17 protein-coding genes and 2 tRNA genes are annotated in these 18,198 nt (G+C 68.4%); 12 read left to right on the top strand and 7 right to left on the bottom strand.

All coding sequences use genetic code 11. The features are described 5' to 3' along the window. The first annotated feature begins 28 nt into the window (after positions 1-28). The 4 genes from trxA to RR3_RS14580 all read left to right on the top strand — a co-directional run bounded on the left by trxA (position 29) and on the right by RR3_RS14580 (position 2,593). Positions 29-403 carry a thioredoxin gene (gene trxA / locus RR3_RS14590; protein WP_010592841.1) on the top strand — a complete coding sequence of 125 codons (375 nt, stop codon included), beginning with the start codon at positions 29-31 and terminating at the stop codon, positions 401-403. 30 nt (positions 404-433) lie between these two features. Continuing rightward, complete coding sequence (locus tag RR3_RS24925) at positions 434-604, top strand: DUF8730 family Cys-rich protein (protein WP_162919307.1); 171 nt, start codon at positions 434-436, stop codon at positions 602-604. 169 nt (positions 605-773) lie between these two features. Then, positions 774-2,165 carry a wax ester/triacylglycerol synthase family O-acyltransferase gene (locus RR3_RS14585; protein WP_228287164.1) on the top strand — a complete coding sequence of 464 codons (1,392 nt, stop codon included), beginning with the start codon at positions 774-776 and terminating at the stop codon, positions 2,163-2,165. A 59-nt stretch (positions 2,166-2,224) separates the two neighbouring features. Further along, positions 2,225-2,593, top strand: a complete 369-nt coding sequence (locus RR3_RS14580) for a carboxymuconolactone decarboxylase family protein (RefSeq protein ID WP_010592839.1) — start codon at positions 2,225-2,227, stop codon at positions 2,591-2,593. A gap of 8 nt (positions 2,594-2,601) precedes the next feature. Here RR3_RS14580 and RR3_RS14575 read toward each other — a convergent pair. Further along, a tRNA-Gly gene (locus RR3_RS14575) sits at positions 2,602-2,675 on the bottom strand. 137 nt (positions 2,676-2,812) lie between these two features. Between RR3_RS14575 and RR3_RS14570 the strand changes: the two genes are divergently transcribed. From RR3_RS14570 to clpX, 5 genes are all read left to right on the top strand, one after another. Continuing rightward, positions 2,813-2,889: transfer RNA gene (locus RR3_RS14570), tRNA-Pro, on the top strand. Positions 2,890-2,989: 100 nt separating this feature from the next. Next, positions 2,990-4,366, top strand: a complete 1,377-nt coding sequence (gene tig / locus RR3_RS14565) for a trigger factor (protein WP_064066185.1) — start codon at positions 2,990-2,992, stop codon at positions 4,364-4,366. Positions 4,367-4,547: 181 nt separating this feature from the next. Then, positions 4,548-5,174 carry an ATP-dependent Clp protease proteolytic subunit gene (locus tag RR3_RS14560; protein WP_003938127.1) on the top strand — a complete coding sequence of 209 codons (627 nt, stop codon included), beginning with the start codon at positions 4,548-4,550 and terminating at the stop codon, positions 5,172-5,174. Between the two features lie 49 nt (positions 5,175-5,223). Next, positions 5,224-5,910, top strand: a complete 687-nt coding sequence (locus tag RR3_RS14555) for an ATP-dependent Clp protease proteolytic subunit (RefSeq protein ID WP_003938128.1) — start codon at positions 5,224-5,226, stop codon at positions 5,908-5,910. Between the two features lie 228 nt (positions 5,911-6,138). After that, on the top strand, positions 6,139-7,416 hold the full coding sequence (gene clpX, locus RR3_RS14550) for an ATP-dependent Clp protease ATP-binding subunit ClpX (protein WP_003938129.1): 1,278 nt from the start codon (positions 6,139-6,141) through the stop codon (positions 7,414-7,416). 132 nt (positions 7,417-7,548) lie between these two features. On the opposite strand, the gene RR3_RS14545 is transcribed toward clpX, so the two are convergent. After that, positions 7,549-8,892 carry an MFS transporter gene (locus RR3_RS14545; RefSeq protein ID WP_064066172.1) on the bottom strand — a complete coding sequence of 448 codons (1,344 nt, stop codon included), beginning with the start codon at positions 8,890-8,892 and terminating at the stop codon, positions 7,549-7,551. A 166-nt stretch (positions 8,893-9,058) separates the two neighbouring features. Next, on the bottom strand, positions 9,059-9,709 hold the full coding sequence (locus RR3_RS14540; protein ID WP_017680498.1) for a TetR/AcrR family transcriptional regulator: 651 nt from the start codon (positions 9,707-9,709) through the stop codon (positions 9,059-9,061). Positions 9,710-9,810: 101 nt separating this feature from the next. Here RR3_RS14540 and RR3_RS14535 point away from each other — a divergent pair, with 101 nt between their 5' ends. Continuing rightward, positions 9,811-10,683: a shikimate dehydrogenase gene (locus RR3_RS14535; RefSeq protein WP_017680499.1), complete on the top strand. Its 873-nt coding sequence runs from the start codon at positions 9,811-9,813 to the stop codon at positions 10,681-10,683. A gap of 31 nt (positions 10,684-10,714) precedes the next feature. Here RR3_RS14535 and RR3_RS14530 read toward each other — a convergent pair whose 3' ends face one another. Beyond that, positions 10,715-11,356 carry a TetR/AcrR family transcriptional regulator gene (locus tag RR3_RS14530; protein ID WP_225222741.1) on the bottom strand — a complete coding sequence of 214 codons (642 nt, stop codon included), beginning with the start codon at positions 11,354-11,356 and terminating at the stop codon, positions 10,715-10,717. A gap of 63 nt (positions 11,357-11,419) precedes the next feature. Here RR3_RS14530 and RR3_RS14525 point away from each other — a divergent pair, with 63 nt between their 5' ends. Continuing rightward, positions 11,420-12,595 (top strand): alpha/beta hydrolase family protein, encoded by a 1,176-nt coding sequence (locus RR3_RS14525; protein ID WP_017680500.1) that lies wholly within the window; start codon positions 11,420-11,422, stop codon positions 12,593-12,595. 16 nt (positions 12,596-12,611) lie between these two features. Here RR3_RS14525 and fdhD read toward each other — a convergent pair whose 3' ends face one another. After that, positions 12,612-13,424 (bottom strand): formate dehydrogenase accessory sulfurtransferase FdhD, encoded by an 813-nt coding sequence (gene fdhD, locus RR3_RS14520; RefSeq protein WP_064066173.1) that lies wholly within the window; start codon positions 13,422-13,424, stop codon positions 12,612-12,614. Next, a complete protein-coding gene (locus RR3_RS14515; RefSeq protein WP_064066174.1) occupies positions 13,424-15,733 on the bottom strand; it encodes an FdhF/YdeP family oxidoreductase in 2,310 nt (769 codons plus the stop codon). Before RR3_RS14515 ends, fdhD begins: the two co-directional genes overlap by 1 nt. Positions 15,734-15,971: 238 nt before the next feature. On the opposite strand from RR3_RS14515, the gene RR3_RS14510 reads away from it, so the two are divergent. Beyond that, positions 15,972-17,324, top strand: coding sequence for an ammonium transporter (locus tag RR3_RS14510; protein ID WP_017680503.1), 1,353 nt, complete (start codon positions 15,972-15,974; stop codon positions 17,322-17,324). Positions 17,325-17,487: 163 nt separating this feature from the next. On the opposite strand, the gene RR3_RS14505 is transcribed toward RR3_RS14510, so the two are convergent. After that, positions 17,488-18,135, bottom strand: a complete 648-nt coding sequence (locus RR3_RS14505) for a helix-turn-helix domain-containing protein (RefSeq protein ID WP_017680504.1) — start codon at positions 18,133-18,135, stop codon at positions 17,488-17,490. Between the last annotated feature and the right edge of the window lie 63 nt (positions 18,136-18,198).

Below are 18,198 nucleotides of genomic sequence, written 5' to 3'. Positions count from 1 at the left end.
CGCCGACGAGAACGAAAGGAACCATCCGATGGCAACGAAGAATCTCACCCTCGCGGACTTCGAGTCCACAATCCTCGGCAACGACATCGTCCTCGTCGACTTCTGGGCGTCGTGGTGCGGTCCGTGCCGCGCCTTCGCCCCGGTGTTCGAGAAGTCGTCACAGGCGCACCCGGACATCGTGCACGCCAAGGTCGACACCGAGGCCGAGCAGCAGCTCGCCGCGATGGCCGACATCCGCTCGATTCCGACGATCATGGCGTTCCGAGAGGGCGTCCTGGTCTTCTCCCAGCCCGGCGCCCTGCCCGCGGCCGCCCTCGAAGACCTCATCGGGCAGATCGAGGCGCTGGACATGACCGAGGTCCACGCCCGGATCGCCGACCAGAAGGCCGCCGCCGGCGCCTGACGCCGACCCTGTCACCCCTAGGAGGACCCCATGTGTTACCCCGTCACCTGCCCGAACTGTGGGAAGACCGGCTGGGGCGGCTGCGGCCAGCATGTCGATGCCGTCATGCGTTCCGTGCCCGCACCCGAGCGCTGCACCTGCGGCCAGGACACCACCCCCGGTGCGCAGGCACACACCCTCGGCGGACTCTTTCGCCGCTGACCGCACCTCGACGAGACTGCGCCTCCACCGCATTCTCCGCCGCGGCAACACCCCGCCCTGCGCGAGCTGGGCGGGGTGTTCGCGTCGCGGTCCGAGGGCCAATGACCCTTCCGCGGTCCGCGTGCCGGTGAAAAACTCGTAGACGCCCACTCGAGAAGGGACATCCGTGGTGAACAGAGCGATGGGGCCGGTGGACACCATCTGGCTCAACATGGACCGGCCCGAGAACCTCATGATCATCGACTCGCTGATGTTCTTCGAGGGGCCCGTGGACTGGTCGCGCGTGGTGTCCCTCGTGCAACGCCGCTTCGTCGACGCCTACCCCGCTTTCCGGCAACGCCCGGTGCAACCGCGCACCCACATCGGGTCGCCGCACTGGGAGGACGACCCGGCGTTCGATCTCGACAACCACCTGATCCGGACGACCCTGCCCCGCAGTGACGACGCGACGCTGCAGCGGTACATCGAGCAGCGGATGCCGGTGCCGTTCGATCGTCACCGCCCGCTGTGGGAGATGCACCTCGTCGACGGATACCGGCACGGAGCCGTCGTCTACACCCGGCTCCACCACTGCATCGCCGACGGCATCGCGCTCAACCAGGTGATGCTCTCGATGACCGGCGAGACTCCGGACAGTGACCTCGACGCCCCCGGGGCTACCGAGCCCGAGCACCGTGCCGGTCTCCTCGAGGGCGCGGCCAAACTGGCCGGCACCGCGATAGCGACCACCGCCGGTGCCGCGTCCGGAGTCGCCCACATGCTGTGGGACCTGCCCAAACTGCTCGACCCGCATGTCCTGGGCGACGCCTTCACCCAGGTCGAACGCACCGGCGGGATCGCGGACAAGCTCGTGCTCGGTCCCAAGCCGCACACGCCGCTCAGTGGCCGACCGGGAACGGCCAAGCGCGCGGTGTGGTGCGAGCCCTTTCCGCTCGACGACATCAAGCACATCGGTCACGAGACCGGCACCACCGTCAACGACGTGCTCATGGGAGCCGTCGCCGGCGCACTCGCGACGTACATCCGTGAGCACGGCGGCGAGCCGCAGGACGTACCCACGATGGTGCCCGTCAACGTTCGCCCCCTCGACCAGCCCCTCCCGAAGGAACTCGGGAACCAGTTCGCACTGGTGCTCTTCAAATACCCGTCGGCGCTGGCGACTCCGCTCGAACGCATCGTCGAGACCCACCGGCGCATGGAGGTCATCAAGCACTCACCGGAGGTGACCCTCACCTTCGGCCTGATCAAGGCGATCGGGCGTACCGGCCCGGAACTGGAGAGGTTCTTCGTGGACTTCTTCTCCGACAAGGCGATCGGGGTCACCACCAACGTCCCCGGCCCGACGGGCGACCGGTACCTGGGAGGAACGAAGATCCGCGGTGTGCTCGCCTGGGTGCCCGGCGCAGGCGAGCAGACCCTGGGTGTCTCGATCTTCAGCTACAGCGGCAGGGTCCGGGTCGGCTTCAAGGCGGACGCGGACCGGGTGCCCGATCCCGAGAATCTCGTCCGCGCCTTCACCGACGAGATCGACGGGCTGCTGCGGCTCTCGCACGCTGTGTGACACGCCCCGAATCCGCCGATTCGATGCCCGCGCCGGGGGTGGATGTCTACCGTCGGCTCATGAGCGAGCACGGGCACTACCAGGAAATCCTCAACGTACTGAATCCGCAGCACCGGGCGCTGCGTGCGGCGATCCCCGAGGTCTATCAGGGTTTCAACGCACTGAGCAAGGCCGCCTTCGCTCCCGGAGCCCTGGATACCAGGACCAAGGAACTGATCGCCCTCGCGATCGGCGTCGTCGACGAATGCGACGGCTGCATCGCCTCTCATGCGCGCAGCGCCGTCCGTGCCGGAGCGAGCAGGCAGGAGGCGGCCGAGGCGATCGGCGTCGCATTCCTCATGCAGGGAGGGCCCGCGACGATCTACGGTTCGCGGGCGTACACCGCGTTCTGCGAATTCGCCGACGCCGAGGAGCGGCGGGACCGGTGACGGTCCGGTGGAGGGGATGACGGGAATCGAACCCGCGTAGCCAGTTTGGAAGACTGGGGCTCTACCATTGAGCTACATCCCCATGCATGCGATCGACCCCGGTTTCCGGGTCCGCCGCGTGCAGGAACAGACTGTACCGAACCTCGCTTTGGATTTCATAATCGGGGGGCCGTAGGATTCTCCCGCGGGTCCCCGGAAGGTTCCGGGTGCCGGTGTTGACGGGATGTGGCGCAGCTTGGTAGCGCATCCGCTTTGGGAGCGGAGGGTCGCAGGTTCGAATCCTGTCATCCCGACCAGGACGAACCGGGTGGAAGACCGAGCACCCGTGACAGCTTGATCGAACGACACACGAGCACGAACAGAACGACACACGAGCACGACAGAAGGAGCATGTCCGTGAAGAGCACCGTCGAGCAGCTCAGCCCGACGCGAGTCCGTATCAACGTTGAGGTGCCCTTCGAGGAGCTCCAGCCTGATTTCGACCGCGCGTTCAAGGCACTCGCCAGCCAGATCCGACTGCCCGGCTTCCGGCCGGGTAAGGCTCCGCGCAAGCTGCTCGAGGCCCGCGTCGGGCGGGGCGCCGTGCTCGAGCAGGTCGTCAACGACGCCATCCCGGCCCGCTACAGCGAGGCAGTGACCGCCAACGAGGTCAAGGTCCTCGGCCAGCCCGAGGTCGACATCACCAAGCTCGAGGACAACGTCGAGCTCGTCTTCACCGCCGAGGTGGACGTCCGGCCCGAGATCGCCCTGCCCGACTTCTCCACCATCGAGGTCACCGTCGATCCCGTGGAGATCACCGACGAGGCGGTCGAGGAGCAGCTGCTGTCGCTGCGTCAGCGTTTCGGCACCCTCACCGGTGTCGAGCGTCCGGTGCAGGACGGTGACTTCGTGTCCATCGATCTGTCCGCGACCGTCGGCGGCGAGGAGGTCCCCGAGGCCTCCACCACCGGTCTGTCCCACGAGGTGGGTTCGGGTCAGCTCATCGACGGCCTCGACGAGGCGCTCGTCGGCATGTCCGCGGGCGAGTCGAAGGAGTTCACCACCACGCTGGTCGCCGGTGACCATGCCGGCGACGAGGCCGTCGTCACCGTCACGGTGAACAGTGTCAAGGAGCGCGAGCTGCCCGCCGAGGACGACGAGTTCGCCCAGCTCGCGAGCGAGTTCGACACCCTCGACGAGCTGAAGGCGGACCTGCGCGAGCGGGTCTCCCGGGTCAAGAAGGTCGAGCAGGCCGGTCAGATCCGCGACAAGGTTCTCGACGTGCTGCTCGAGACGGTCGAGGTGCCGCTGCCCGAGGCCGTCGTCCAGGCCGAGATCGACGGCGCCCTGCACGACGCCATCCACGCGCTCGATCACGACGAGACCAAGCTCGACGAGCTCCTCGAAGAGCAGGGCTCGAGCCGCGAGGAGTTCGACAAGGACACCCGTGAGTCCGCCGAGCGCGCCGTGAAGGTGCAGCTGCTGCTCGACGCGATCGCCGAGGCCGAAGGCACCACCGTCGAGCAGGAAGAGCTCACCGAGCGCATCTTCTTCCAGGCGCAGCGCTACGGGATTCCGCCGGAGCAGTTCATCCAGCAGATCGGCCAGGCGAACCAGCTGGGCGCCGTCTACGCGGACGTCCGTCGCGGCAAGGCCCTCGGCAGCGTCGTCGACCGCGCGACCGTCACCGACACCAGTGGCGCCACGGTCGACACCTCCGAGCTGTTCGGCACGAAGAGCGACGACGAGTCCGAGGACGCCGAGGCTCCGGCCGGCGAGGGCGAATCCGAGTAGTCGGCCGAGATCCGTTGCCGCACCGCGCGATTGCATGCGGGGCGTGGCAACGGTCCTCCGCCGGGTACGCCGAGTGGAAATTTCCGCTTTGAGCGAAGTGGGGCGGCACCGGGCATCCGGTGCCGCCCCACTTCGTTACTGTCAGTGTCAGCAATCCACGATTGACGAGAAGGCAGGTACCGTGACTCCTCAGAATCCGGCGACATCCATCGGTCCCACGATGACCTCGGCCACCGCTGGGCTCAACCTCAGCGACTCGGTCTACGAGCGGCTGCTGCGCGAGCGGATCATCTTCCTCGGTACCCAGGTCGACGACGACATCGCGAACAAGCTCTGCGCGCAGATCCTGCTGCTGTCCGCGGAGGATCCGACTCGCGACATCTCGCTCTACATCAACTCCCCGGGTGGATCCGTCACAGCCGGCATGGCGATCTACGACACCATGAAGTTCGTCGAGTGCGACGTGGCGACCTTCGCGATGGGTCTGGCTGCCTCCATGGGGCAGTTCCTGCTCTCGGCCGGCACGCGGGGCAAGCGGTACGCCCTGCCGCACGCGCGGATCATGATGCACCAGCCGTCCGCCGGTATCGGCGGTACCGCGAGTGACATCGCGATCATGGCGGAACAGTTCGCGCACACCAAGCGGGAAATGGCGGAACTGATCGCCGAGCACACCGGCCAGACCGTCGAGCAGATCACGAAGGACTCGGACCGCGACCGCTGGTTCACCGCCAAGGAAGCGCTCGAGTACGGCTTCGTCGATCACGTCGTCTCGCGGGCGCAGCAGGCCGGCGGCACCGGCAACTAGTTCCGAGCCCCCCGATCCGCTCTACGCCCCACGAATTCCTGGAGAAGCGATGACCAACCTGTTCGATCCGCGCCAGCTCGGCGGCCAAGCTGCTGCCGCACCTGGGGGCACCGCCCCCGCATCCCCGGCGAGCCGCTACATCCTGCCTTCGTTCATCGAGCATTCGAGTTACGGCGTCAAGGAGTCCAACCCGTACAACAAGCTCTTCGAGGAACGCATCATCTTCCTCGGCGTGCAGGTGGACGACGCCTCCGCGAACGACGTCATGGCTCAGCTGCTGGTGCTCGAGTCGCTGGACCCGGACCGCGACATCACGATGTACATCAACTCGCCCGGCGGCTCCTTCACGTCACTGATGGCGATCTACGACACCATGCAGTACGTGCGGGCCGACATCACCACCGTCTGCCTCGGCCAGGCCGCATCGGCGGCGGCGGTGCTGCTCGCTGCCGGCACCCCCGGCAAGCGGCTCGCCCTGCCCAACGCCCGCGTGCTCATCCACCAGCCCGCTACCGGCGGCATCCAGGGCCAGGTGTCCGACCTGGAGATCCAGGCAGCGGAGATCGAGCGCATGCGCCGCCTGATGGAGACGACGCTGGCCAAGCACACCGGCAAGGATCCCGACCAGATTCGCAAGGACACCGACCGCGACAAGATCCTCACCGCCGCGGAGGCCGTCGACTACGGTCTGATCGACAACGTGCTCGAGTACCGCAAGCTCTCGGCTCAGAAGTAACCGCCTCGGCCCGGCCCGGAGTGCGCCCCGCGCGCCTCCGGGACCGGGCCGGTGTGCTCGAGCGGCGTTGCCGCTGCGGCGCACAAATAATGGCCCGAATCGCCCGGAACCGGTCGACCGCCGTCGCTGTCTCCGGGTACGGTCGTTCCAAGGGCCCGCTCCCCGGACCGGCGCTGTCGGCGGTCGCGGGATCGGTTGCACGCTCACGAGGAAGTAGGGACCTGACAGATGGCACGTATCGGTGACGGGGGCGACCTGCTCAAATGTTCTTTCTGCGGAAAGAGCCAGAAGCAGGTCAAGAAGCTCATTGCGGGCCCAGGGGTCTACATCTGCGACGAGTGCATCGACCTGTGCAACGAGATCATCGAGGAAGAGCTGGCCGAGTCCAACGAGGTCAAGCTCGACGAGTTGCCCAAGCCGGCCGAGATCCGCGAGTTCCTCGACAACTACGTCATCGGGCAGGACTCCGCGAAGCGGACCCTGGCGGTGGCGGTCTACAACCATTACAAGCGCATCCAGGCGGGCGAGAAGGCGCGCGATACGCGTGGCGAGTCGGTCGAGCTGGCCAAGTCGAACATCCTGCTGCTCGGACCCACCGGCTGCGGCAAGACGTACCTGGCGCAGACCCTGGCGAAGATGCTGAACGTGCCGTTCGCGATCGCCGACGCCACCGCCCTGACCGAGGCCGGCTACGTCGGTGAGGACGTCGAGAACATCCTCCTCAAGCTCATCCAGGCGGCCGACTACGACGTCAAGCGCGCCGAGACCGGGATCATCTACATCGACGAGGTCGACAAGATCGCCCGCAAGAGCGAGAACCCGTCCATCACCCGCGACGTGTCCGGTGAGGGCGTCCAGCAGGCGTTGCTGAAGATCCTCGAGGGCACCCAGGCGTCGGTGCCGCCGCAGGGCGGGCGCAAGCACCCGCACCAGGAGTTCATCCAGATCGACACCACCAACGTGCTGTTCATCGTCGCCGGTGCCTTCGCCGGACTCGAGCGGATCGTCTCGGACCGGGTGGGCAAGCGCGGGATCGGCTTCGGCGCCGAGGTGAAGTCGAAGGCCGAGATCGATACCACCGATCACTTCGCCGAGGTCATGCCCGAAGACCTGATCAAGTTCGGGCTCATCCCCGAGTTCATCGGTCGCTTGCCCGTCGTCGCCTCGGTGACGAACCTCGACAAGGATTCGCTCGTGCAGATCCTGTCGGAGCCGAAGAACGCCCTCGTCAAGCAGTACGTCCGGCTCTTCGAAATGGACGGGGTGGAACTCGAGTTCACCCAGGACGGCCTGGAAGCCGTCGCCGACCAGGCGATTCTGCGTGGTACCGGCGCCCGCGGTCTGCGCGCCATCATGGAGGAGGTCCTGCTGCCGGTGATGTACGACATCCCGAGCCGCGACGACGTCGCCAAGGTGGTCGTCACCGCCGAAACCGTCAACGACAACGTGCTTCCCACGATCGTGCCGCGCAAGCCCGAGCGCGAGCGTCGCGACAAGACCGCCTGATCGCGGAACACGGAGTAGGCCCCGGCACACGACGTGCCGGGGCCTACTCGTATGTCCGGAACCTGTGTGACCGAATGTCACATCGCATCGATGTGATCGACGCGATGTGACATTCGGTCCCTGGGGGGAGGGTCAGATCCGGTTGCCGAGCTCGCGCAACGGGGTGCGGAAGGTCTCCTTCGCGGACAGCGCGGAGACCGCACACACCAGGCAGGCGCCGGAGGTCAGGATGGCGACGGGCAGCCAGTTCGTCGGGTCGCCGCCCATGAGCGCGGTGCCGATGGCGGGGGCGAAGCCGGCGATGGCGAAGCCGAGCTGGGTTCCGATCGCCATACCGGAGTAGCGGACCTTCGTGTTGAACATCTCGGCGTAGAACGACGGCCAGATCGCATTGGGTGCGGCGTAGAGCAGACCCATCAGGGCGATGCCGGCGGCGAAGATCAGCGCGACGTTACCGGTCGAGATGGCTTGGAAGTACACGAAGACGAACACCGCCGAGCCGAGGACGCCGGTGACGAAGACGGGCTTACGGCCGACGCGATCCGACAGGGCGGCGAGGGCGGGCTGACTGAACAGGGCGACGGCGTTGGCGGCGATCGCGACCGCGAGCATCGTCGACTTGGCGATGCCCACTTCGTCGCTGGTCGCGAACGCCAGGCCGAAGACGGCGAAGATCGTGCTCACGACCGCGACGAAGGCGCAGAAGACCACGCGAGCCAGGTTGGCGGAGTGGGTTCGCAGCAGGTCGGCCACCGGCAGCTTGGCGACGTCGTCGGCCTTCTTGGTCTCCGCGAACTCCTCAGGCTCCTCGAGCTTGCGCCGCATGACGCACGCGGCGACGAGCACGAGCAGGCTGCCCCAGAACGGGACGCGCCAGCCCCAGCTGTAGAGGATGTCGTCGGGCATGGCCGCGACGGGCAGGAACACCAGGCTGGCGAGGATGAAGCCGGCTTGGGTGCCGTTGAGCGTCCAGCTCGCGAAGAATGCGCGACGGTTCTGCGGGGCGTGCTCGAGGGTCAGGGAGCTGGCGCCGGACTGCTCGCCGGCGGCGGAGATGCCCTGGAAGATGCGCATCAGTACGAGCAGGGCGGGGGCGAGCACGCCGATCGACTCGGCGCTGGGGATCAGGCCGATGCCGAAGGTGGCGACACCCATCAGGATGAGGGTGAACAGCATGACGTTCTTGCGCCCGACCCGGTCACCGAAGTGGCCGAGGACCACGGCGCCGAGGGGACGCGCGACGTAGGCGACGCCGAAGGTCGACAGGGACAGCAGTGCCGCGTGCCCGCTGTCGGGGAAGAACACCGTCGGGAAGATCAGGGCAGCGGCGGAGGCGTAGATGTAGAAGTCGTAGTACTCGAGCATGCTGCCGAGAAAGGCCGACGACGCCGCGCGCTTGACCTTGGTGGTGTCGTGCGGGCGGGCAGCGGTCGTCATACCGGAATTCTCCGGCGTGTCGAGGGTGTGCGCGGTCATCGCGTCTCCTGTGCGGAAAAGATGGGGGATGTTCGAGATACGAACCCGGGTTCGTTCTGCGTCGTTCCGAATGTAGGCGCCATCACACGCCCGCCGCAAGATGTATGAACTAGATAGTTCATAAATTTTCGGGAGGCGTGCCGGTGTGCCGTGGCGTCGGGGTCGCTCAGTCGGGCGCGGTCGTCAGGTAGGCGACCACGAGATCGCTAAGCATCCGCCGGTGCCGGGTCCGCAGTTCGTCCGTGGCGAGATCCTGGTCGAACAGTGCCTGCCAGGTGTACCGGTTGGCGGTGCGGAAGACACAGAAACTGCTGATCACCAGGTGGATGTCGAGAGCGTCCACGCCGTCGCGGAAGATCCCGTCTGCCCGGCCGCGTTCGAGGATGCCGGTGAGCACGTCGACGGCGGGCGCCCCCAGGCCGGCGAGCCGGGTCGACCGGCGGATGTGCTCGCCGCGGAGCATGTTCTCGTTGGCGACGATGCGAATGAAGTCGGGATGCTGGTCGTGATGGTCGAACGTGGCCTCGGCCAGCGTGCGGATGGCTTCCACGGGGCCGAGGTCCGCGAGGTCCAGCTCGCGCTCCTGGGCGCGGATCGTTCCGTACGAGTTCTCGAGGACGGCCCGGTAGAGGCCCTCCTTGTCGCCGAAGTAGTAGTAGATCATCCGCTTGGTGGTCTGCGTGCGCTCGGCGATCTCGTCGACCCGGGCTCCGGACAGCCCCTTGTCCGCGAACTCCGCCGTGGCCACCTCGAGGATGTTCTCCCTGGTGAGGTCGCTGTTGCGGCGGCGTCGGCCGGTGGTCTGCTCGGTTGCCATGGCGCCACCCTATCGACCGGGTGTTGTGCCGGTGCCCTCCGTGGCCGTACGCTGTGTCTTGTAACTCACTAGTTCGTACATTGCGCTGGGAAAGGCCCGCCATGACCGACTCCATCCTCTGCGGCCTCATCGGAACCGGCATCGGTGCGTCGTTGACCCCGCCCATGCACGAGGCGGAGGGCGCGCGACAGGGTATGCGCTACGTCTACAAGATCGTCGACCTCGACGTGCTGGGTCTGGCGGTGGCCGATCTGCCGCGGCTGCTCCGCTCCGCGCACGACCTGGGCTTCCGTGGCCTGAATATCACCCATCCGTGCAAGCAGGCGGTCATCGAGCACCTCGACGACCTCTCCCCGGAGGCGAGCCGGCTCGGTGCCGTCAACACCGTCCTCTTCGACGGAGGCCGGGCGATCGGGCACAACACCGACTGGTCGGGATTCGGTCGCAACTTCGACCGGGGTCTGGGCGGTGTCGCCCTCGACAGGGTGGTCCAGCTCGGGGCCGGGGGAGCCGGTGCGGCGGTCGCCTATGCGGTGCTCACCCGCGGCGTGCGCGAATTCACCGTCGTCGACGCCGATCTCGCGCGAGCCACCGCACTGCGCGACAAGCTGACCGTGTTGTTCCCGGGCGCCGCTGTCGGTACGGCGACGCCGGACGAGCTGCCCCGATTGTTGGCCGCCGCCGACGGCCTCGTCCACGCGACGCCCGTCGGCATGGCCACCCACCCCGGGACGGCCTTCGACCCGGCGCTGCTGCGGCCCGACCTGTGGGTCGCCGAGGTCGTCTACCGGCCCATCGAGACCGAGCTCGTCCTGCGGGCTCGGGCGCTCGGCGCCCCGACGCTGACCGGGGCGGGGATGGCCGTCTTCCAGGCCGTCGACGCATTCCGCATCTTCACCGGCGTGGAGCCCGATGCGGAGCGGATGCTCGCGCACATGACCGCCCTGATCGAAGCGGAGAAGGTCGCCGTCTGACCGGCACGTCCGGGTGCGTCCTCCGGGGCGGCTACCGTTTGGGCACGCGGAGCATCGCGCAGGCCAGATCGACGATCTCCGACTCGAACGCTCCCAGTTCGGGCGCTTCCCCCACGTCGTGGGCGCGTTCCCAGGCGGCGTAGGAGCCGATGACGAACCGCACCGTCAGGCCGACCCGGCGCCGGGCCTCGGCCTCGGCCAGCTCGAGACTGTGCACGATCGCCTCGAACAGCGACGTGAGCACCGTGAGCGACTCGTCGGTCGGGTAGTAGTCGGCACGGGACGCGCCGGAGGCGGGGATCGTCAGGAACTCCAGGGGCGCCACGGCGAGCCACTGCTCGTTGAAGCGGGCCCAGTAGCTGGGCCGGCCGCGGGCGACCTCGGTCGTGAGGGGGTGGACGTAGGCGAAGACCAGCCGTTCCAGGCGCGGCGGCGTGTCGAGGCGGGCGGCGTCCACGAGGGCGGCCCGTTCCGCGTTGACTCGCGGTGCGTGCCGGGTCCACACCGCGTCGAGCAGTCCGTGCCACGACCCGAAGTGGTACGCGACGGCCGAATTGTTGCGCTGACCGGCGGCTTTGACCACCTCCCGCGCCGAGACGCCGTGGATGCCGCGGTGCGCGATCAGTTCCTCCGCGGCATCGAGCAGGGCGAGACGACCCGTTGACACGACCATGACGTCCACTGTACTAAGAAGCTCAACTTTCCATTTAATACGAGCATCTTAACGGAGGAACTCGTGACCCGACTTTCCGGCAGGCGCATCGTCGTCGCGCTCGCTCTGTCCTCGGTAGTGGCTGCATCGGCGTGTTCGGAGTCGGATCCGCCGCCGTCCGAGCGCGCACCCGGTGCACTCGTCAGCTCCCGCCCCCTGACCACCGCTGCGGCACTGCCCAGTGCGGCGCGTACCGACCTGATCACCTACCTGTCCGAGGATGCGGCCGGCCGCACCATCCTCGTATCCGGGACCGTCGCAATCCCCCGGGGCGATGCTCCCGACGGTGGGTGGCCGGTGATCAGCTGGGCCCACGGCACCACCGGTGTCGGGGACGCCTGCGCACCGTCCGCCGACACGGTCGGCGGACCCGCCCACGGCTACCTGTCCCGCACCACCGCCATGCTCGATCGGTGGGTCGCGGACGGCTACGTCGTCGTGCAGACCGACTACGAGGGGCTCGGCACGCCCGGCGGCCACCCGTACATGAACGGCGACAGCGCCGCGAACACCGTCGTCGACATCGTGCGGGCGGCCCGCGAAGCCGATCCCGGGGTCGGCACCCGGTGGACGGCGATGGGCCACAGCCAGGGCGGGCACGCCGCGCTGTTCACCGCCGCGCACGGTGCCGAGCGCGCCCCCGAGCTCGAACTGCAGGGAGCGGTCGCCTATGCGCCGGGCAGCCGCACCAGCGAGACGGCCGCCTACTTCGAAACCGGCGGTCCGGGCATCGCGCAGGCGCTGAGCTTCCTGCCCGTCCTCCTGCTCGGCGCCGAGGCCGCCGACCCGGACATCGCGGCCGACGCGATGCTCACCGACGCCTCCCGGCCGCTGCTCGCGGCGGCGCGCACCGGGTGCATGGACGACGTGCGCGCCGCGGCCGCAACCGTGCCCGTGGACCAGGTGTTCGCGCCCGGCGCCGACGTCGGTCGCCTGACCGAGTACTTCGCCACGCAGGAACCCGAAGCCTTGACGCTGACCGTGCCGACGCTCGTCGTGCAAGGGACGACCGACGTGCTCGTCTCCCGCCAGATCACCGACGAGGTCACGAACTCGTTGTGCAGCAACGGATCCCCCGTCTCGTACGAGGTCTACGACGGCGCCGACCACCGCGGCGTGCTCGAGGCCGCCCACGACGACGTGCGCTCGTTCGTCGAGGAGGTGAGCTCCGGCGAGGCGCCGGCGGCCGTCTGCAGCTGAGGTCCGGACCGTCGATTCACGCGACGGTGCCGGTGTAGACGTTCATCGAGTCGCCGCGGAGGAAGCCGACCAGTGTCAGGCCCGACTCCGCGGCGAGATCGACCGCGAGCGACGACGGGGCCGAAACCGCGCCGAGCGCCGGTACTCCCGCCATCACGGCCTTCTGCACCAGCTCGAAGGACGCCCGCCCGCTGACGACGAGCACGCTGTCCGACAACGGGATCCGGTTCTCGGTCAGCGCCCAGCCGAGCACCTTGTCGACCGCGTTGTGCCGGCCCACGTCCTCCCGTAGCGCCAGCAGGGTGCCGTCGGGGGTGAACAGCGCTGCGGCGTGGAGGCCCCCGGTGCTCTGGAAGACCTTCTGCCGCTGACGCATCCGTGGGGGCATTCCGGTGAGGGCGCGGGCGGAGACCGCGAAACCGTCGGTCAGCGGGAACCGGGTACGGGTGCGCACCTGATCGAGGGACTCCTTCCCGCACACCCCGCATGCGGAACTCGTGACGAAGTTGCGTGCGCCCGCCCCGTCCGGCACCGCGACCCCGGGCGCGAGCTGCACGTCGAGCACGTTGTACGTGTTGGCGCCGGTGTCGTCGACCCCGTCGCAGTAGCGCACCACGGCGACGTCCTCGCGGCCGCCGATGATGCCCTCCGCGAGGAGGAAGCCGTGGGTGAGTTCCACGTCGTGTCCCGGGGTCCGCATGGTCACCGTGAGGGCGCGGCCGTCCAGGCGGATCTCGAGCGGTTCCTCCACCGCGAGGCTGTCCGGCCGGCGCGCCTGCCCGTCCGCGGTGATCCGCAGGACGGGCCGGCGGGCGGTGACTCGGCCCATCAGTCCGTCCCGGCCGGTTCGAGCCGCACGACGATCGCCTTGGAGACCGGGGTGTTGGACTTCTCGGCGACGTGGTCGAGCGGCACCAGCGGGTTGGTCTCCGGGTAGTAGGCGGCGGCGTTGCCGCGCGGGGTGTCGTAGGCGACGACCCGGAAGCTCTTCACCCGGCGTTCTTCGACCGTGTCCCCGGTCTGCCACTCCGACACGACATCGACGAGATCGCCGTCGGTCAGGCCCAGTTCGGTGATGTCCTCGGCGTTGACGAAGACGACCTTGCGGCCGTTCTTCACGCCGCGGTAGCGGTCGTCGAGTCCGTAGATCGTGGTGTTGTACTGATCGTGGCTGCGCAGGGTCTGCAGGACGAGCCGGCCCGGGGGAGTGGGCACCCAGACGAGGTCGTTGACGCTGAAGTTGGCTTTGCCGGTGGGGGTGTCGAACTCGCGGTTGTCGCGCGGCGGGTGCGGCAGCTGGAACCCGTCGCGTCGGCGGACCTTCGTGTTGTAGTCCTCGCAGCCGGGCACGACGCGCCCGATCGAGTCGCGGATCAGGTCGTAGTCGCCCTCGAACGCCGACCACCGGACGGAGTGGTCGGGGCCGAACAACTCGCGCGCGAGCTGGCACACGATTGCGACCTCGCTGCGCAGTTCGTCGCTGACGGGGTGCAGCCGGCCGCGGGACAGGTGCACCATGGACATCGAATCCTCCACGGAGACCAGCTGTCTGCCGCTCTTCTGCACGTCGAGGTCGGTCCGGCCGAGAGTGGGCAGGATCAGTGCGGTGCGGCCGTGCACGAGGTGGCTGCGATTGAGCTTGGTCGAGATCTGCACCGTCAGGTCGCAGCGCCGGAGCGCTTCCTCGGTGGCACGGGTGTCCGGGGTCGCGGCGACGAAGTTGCCGCCCATCGCCATGAAGAAGCTCGCCCGTCCGTCGCGCATCGCACGGATCGCGTGGACGGTGTCGTACCCGTGTGCGCGGGGACTCGTGATGCCGAACTCGCGGTCGAGCGCGGCGAGGAACGACTCGGGCATCTTCTCCCAGATGCCCATGGTCCGGTCGCCCTGCACGTTGGAGTGTCCCCGCACCGGGCACACACCCGCGCCGGGCTTGCCGATCATTCCCCGCAGCAGCAGGAGATTGACGGCCTCGGCGATGGTGGCGACGGCATGGGTGTGCTGGGTCAGTCCCATCGCCCAGCACGCGACGGTGCGCTGCGAGCGCGCCAGGTCCGCGGCGGTGGCGCGCAGCTGCTCCTCGCTCAGCCCGGTGGCCTCGACGACCGTGCCGAGATCCACCGCGCGGATGTGCCGCTCGTACTCGTCGAAGCCCGCGCAGTGGGCGTCGACGAAAGCCCGGTCGATCACGGTGCCGGGGGCCGCGTCCTCCGTCTCGAACAGGAGCCTGCCGAGTCCCTGGAACAGGGCCAGGTCGCCGCCGAGGCGGATCTGCAGGAATTCGTCCGCGATGTCGGTGCCGTGCCCGAGCACGCCGTCGACGCGCTGCGGGTCCTTGAACCGGAGCAGCCCGGCCTCGGGCAGGGGATTGATCGCGATGATCCTCGCGCCGTTCTCCTTGGCCTTCACCAGGGTGGAGAGCATGCGCGGATGGTTGGTGCCGGGGTTCTGTCCGGCGATGAGGATCAGGTCGGCCTGTTCGAGGTCGGGCACCGACACCGAGCCCTTGCCGATTCCGATGCTCTCGACGAGTGCGCTGCCCGACGATTCGTGGCACATGTTGGAGCAGTCGGGCATGTTGTTGGTGCCGTAGCTGCGGATCAGCAGCTGGTAGAGGAACGCGGCCTCGTTGCTGGTGCGGCCCGAGGTGTAGAAGACGGCGTGGTCCGGGGTGGGCAGGTCGCGCAGGTGGTCGGCGATCAGCCGGTACGCGTCGTCCCACTCGATCGGGGCGTAGTGGCTCGCGTCCGGGCGCAGCACCATCGGATGGGTCAGCCGGCCCTGCTGTCCGAGCCAGTAGTCGGTCTTCTGCGACAACTCGGCGACGGAGTGCCGGGCGAAGAATTCGGGCGTGACCGTGCGCAGGGTGGCTTCCTCGGCGACGGCCTTGGCGCCGTTCTCGCAGAACTCCGCGGGTTTGCGGTGACCGGGAGTCTCGGGCCAGGCGCAGCCCGGGCAGTCGAAGCCGTGCCGCTGGTTCAGACGCGGCAGCGTCGCGGCGGTGCGGGCGACGCCCATCTGTTCGTAGGCGCGCTTCAGCGACACCAGGACCGCCGGGACACCGGCGGCGTGGTCCTTCGGCCCGGTGACCTCCAGGTCGGATTCCACGATGTCGTGCAGCGGACCGTGTCGAGTCATGTGTCCATCCTCACCCGCGGGAGATGCGCATACCAGTTCGAACGCTACCGGTTGCCGCCGAGCGAGCGATCGGGGGTGGCAGTTCCGGGCGCGAGCTGCCGTTACACGAAGTTCACCGGCGGCTCCCACGCACATTACACAGCGAGTTCACTCTCAGGTGACGGTGATTAACAACATAAGACAGTCACCGCGACACGGACGAGGGGCGATCCCTCGGGACTGGACAAGGTGGACACCTATGGAAGAGGCAATCGCTGCCGCCGATACCGCCTGGATTCTCGCGGCCTTCACGGCGGTCTCGCTGATGGTTCCCGGGCTCGCGCTGTTCTACGGCGGCATGGTGAGCGTCCGCAGCACGCTCAACATGATCATGATGACGTTCGCAGGATTCGCACTGGTCGGAGTCCTGTGGGTGCTGTTCGGCTACTCGGCCGTGCTCGGAGACTCGCTCGGCGGTGCCGGACTGCTCGGCAACCCCCTCGAGTATCTCGGGCTCGGCCAGCTGCTCGCGGCGCCGGCCGAACCGGGGCTGCCCCCGGCCCTGATAGCAGGATTCCAGCTGCTGTTCGCAGGCATCACCGTCGCCCTCGTGTGCGGCGCCCTTGCGGACCGCATGAAATTCTCGGCCTGGATGGTGTTCGCCGGGCTGTGGGCAGTGCTGGTGTACTTCCCCGTCGCGCACTGGGTGTTCGCGTTCGACTCGGAGGACGGGTCCGTCGTCGGCGGTTGGATCGCCAACACCCTCGGCGCGGTCGACTTCGCCGGCGGCACCGCCGTGCACATCAACGCCGGCATCGCGGCTCTCGCGGTGATCCTCGTTCTCGGCAAGCGCCGATCGTTCCTCAATCCGCCTCGGCCGCACAGCCTTCCGCTGACCGTTCTCGGTGCCGGCATCCTGTTCTTCGGCTGGTTCGGCTTCAACGGCGGTTCCGCGCTCGCCGCGAACAACAGCGCCTCCGTCGTGGTGCTCAACACCCTCGCCGCGGCGTGCGCCGGCATCTGTGGCTGGCTGATCGTCGAAAGGCTGCGGGAGGGCCACGCCACCACACTCGGTGCGGCGTCCGGCCTCATCGCCGCCCTCGTCGCGATCACCCCGGCCTGCGGTGCCGTCTCGCCGATCGGCGCGCTCGTCGTCGGCGCCCTGGCCGGCGCGTTGTGCTGCTTCGCGATCTCGTTGAAGTTCCGCCTGGGCTACGACGACGCGCTCGACGTCGTGGGCATCCACCTCGTCGGCGGTGTCCTGGGCACGATTCTCATCGGATTCCTGGCCGTGCCGGCGGCGCCGAGCGGTGCCACCGGGCTCTTCTACGGCGGCGGATTCGGTCTGCTGGGCACCCAGACCGTCGCCGTGCTCGCGGTGCTGGCCTATTCCTTCGCGGTCACCTGGATCATCGCCAAGGGTCTGGACCTGGTCATGGGCCTGCGCGTCGACCCGGAGACCGAATACGAAGGCCTCGACGTCGTCGTGCACGGCGAAACCGCGTACGTGCTCGACGCGGTGGGATTCTCCGGCACGTCCCGCCCGGAGGCGGCGTCGGTGGCCGAGGCCGCGACGGTGCTCACGTCGAAGGCCGCCGCCGAGAAGCTCTGACCGAGGACCGACAACGGGTGAGGCCCCCGCTACGGCGGGGGCCTCGTTCGTCGTCGAGCGGGAGACTCTCGCGACGAGGGGCGGTCACCGCTGCCCGCACCCGCGATTCACCGCGGCGGTGTCCCTCTCGGCGCGGAAACTCCCCGCTCGTGGGGGAGGCGGGTCAGTCCTGGTGCTTGTCCGGATACGCGGTGACGGCGAGGAACCGGATCGGCAGGGTGACGAGTTCGTTCGGCCCGTGGATGCCCTCGCCGTCGAGCAGCAGGGCGTCGCCCGGTTGGAGCCGGTACTCGGATTCGCCGTGCCCGTAGACCATCTCGCCCTCGAGCATGTAGAGCAGCTCGGTTCCCGGGTGCTGGAACAGGGGGAAGACCTCGCTCGCGTCGGTGAGCGTCACCAGGACCGGCTCGAGCCGCTTGTGCTGACCCCGCAGCGTGCCGAGCAGTTCGTAGTGGTGTCCGACGCGGGTGCCGCGGCCGACGATCTCCGCGCCCTGTCCGGCCTTGACGAACACCGCCTCGCGCTGCGCGTCGGCGCCCCGGAACAGCGACGTCACCGGGACGTCGAGACCCGCCGCAAGGCGAGCGAGGGTCGACAGGCTGCACGAGGTCTGGGCATTCTCGATCTTCGACAGCATCGCCTTGGAGATGCCCACCTTCGCGGCCATGTCGCCCACGGAGAGCCCGCTGGCGATCCGCAGCTTGCGGACCTCCCGGGCGATGGCACGTTCCAGGTCCACCCCGGTCGGGGTGTCCCGTGGGACCTCCCGGCCCGGCACGTCGTGCAGTACGGGGCGCTCGGGGCTGCTCATGTCCTCACTGTACGTGCTGTTTCCCGACAGTGGACGGTCGTGCGGGGGGTGGACATGCGAAAG

It is taken from the genome of Rhodococcus ruber NBRC 15591 (assembly GCF_001894945.1).
GTDB classification, from domain to species: Bacteria; Actinomycetota; Actinomycetes; order Mycobacteriales; family Mycobacteriaceae; genus Rhodococcus; species Rhodococcus ruber.
Note: the sequence above shows the minus strand (reverse complement) of the source record. Positions and strands in the feature narration are given on the sequence as shown.

Coding starts and splice junctions, on each gene's coding strand:
- clpX (WP_003938129.1), top strand. CDS start 6,139: ATGGCACGTATCGGTGACGGGGGCGACCTGCTCAAATGTTCTTTCTGC.
- trxA (WP_010592841.1), top strand. CDS start 29: ATGGCAACGAAGAATCTCACCCTCGCGGACTTCGAGTCCACAATCCTC.
- RR3_RS14530 (WP_225222741.1), bottom strand. CDS start 11,356: ATGGTCGTGTCAACGGGTCGTCTCGCCCTGCTCGATGCCGCGGAGGAA.
- RR3_RS14510 (WP_017680503.1), top strand. CDS start 15,972: ATGGAAGAGGCAATCGCTGCCGCCGATACCGCCTGGATTCTCGCGGCC.
- RR3_RS14515 (WP_064066174.1), bottom strand. CDS start 15,733: ATGACTCGACACGGTCCGCTGCACGACATCGTGGAATCCGACCTGGAG.
- RR3_RS14505 (WP_017680504.1), bottom strand. CDS start 18,135: ATGAGCAGCCCCGAGCGCCCCGTACTGCACGACGTGCCGGGCCGGGAG.
- RR3_RS24925 (WP_162919307.1), top strand. CDS start 434: ATGTGTTACCCCGTCACCTGCCCGAACTGTGGGAAGACCGGCTGGGGC.
- RR3_RS14540 (WP_017680498.1), bottom strand. CDS start 9,709: ATGGCAACCGAGCAGACCACCGGCCGACGCCGCCGCAACAGCGACCTC.
- RR3_RS14545 (WP_064066172.1), bottom strand. CDS start 8,892: ATGACCGCGCACACCCTCGACACGCCGGAGAATTCCGGTATGACGACC.
- fdhD (WP_064066173.1), bottom strand. CDS start 13,424: ATGGGCCGAGTCACCGCCCGCCGGCCCGTCCTGCGGATCACCGCGGAC.
- RR3_RS14580 (WP_010592839.1), top strand. CDS start 2,225: ATGAGCGAGCACGGGCACTACCAGGAAATCCTCAACGTACTGAATCCG.
- RR3_RS14555 (WP_003938128.1), top strand. CDS start 5,224: ATGACCAACCTGTTCGATCCGCGCCAGCTCGGCGGCCAAGCTGCTGCC.
- RR3_RS14535 (WP_017680499.1), top strand. CDS start 9,811: ATGACCGACTCCATCCTCTGCGGCCTCATCGGAACCGGCATCGGTGCG.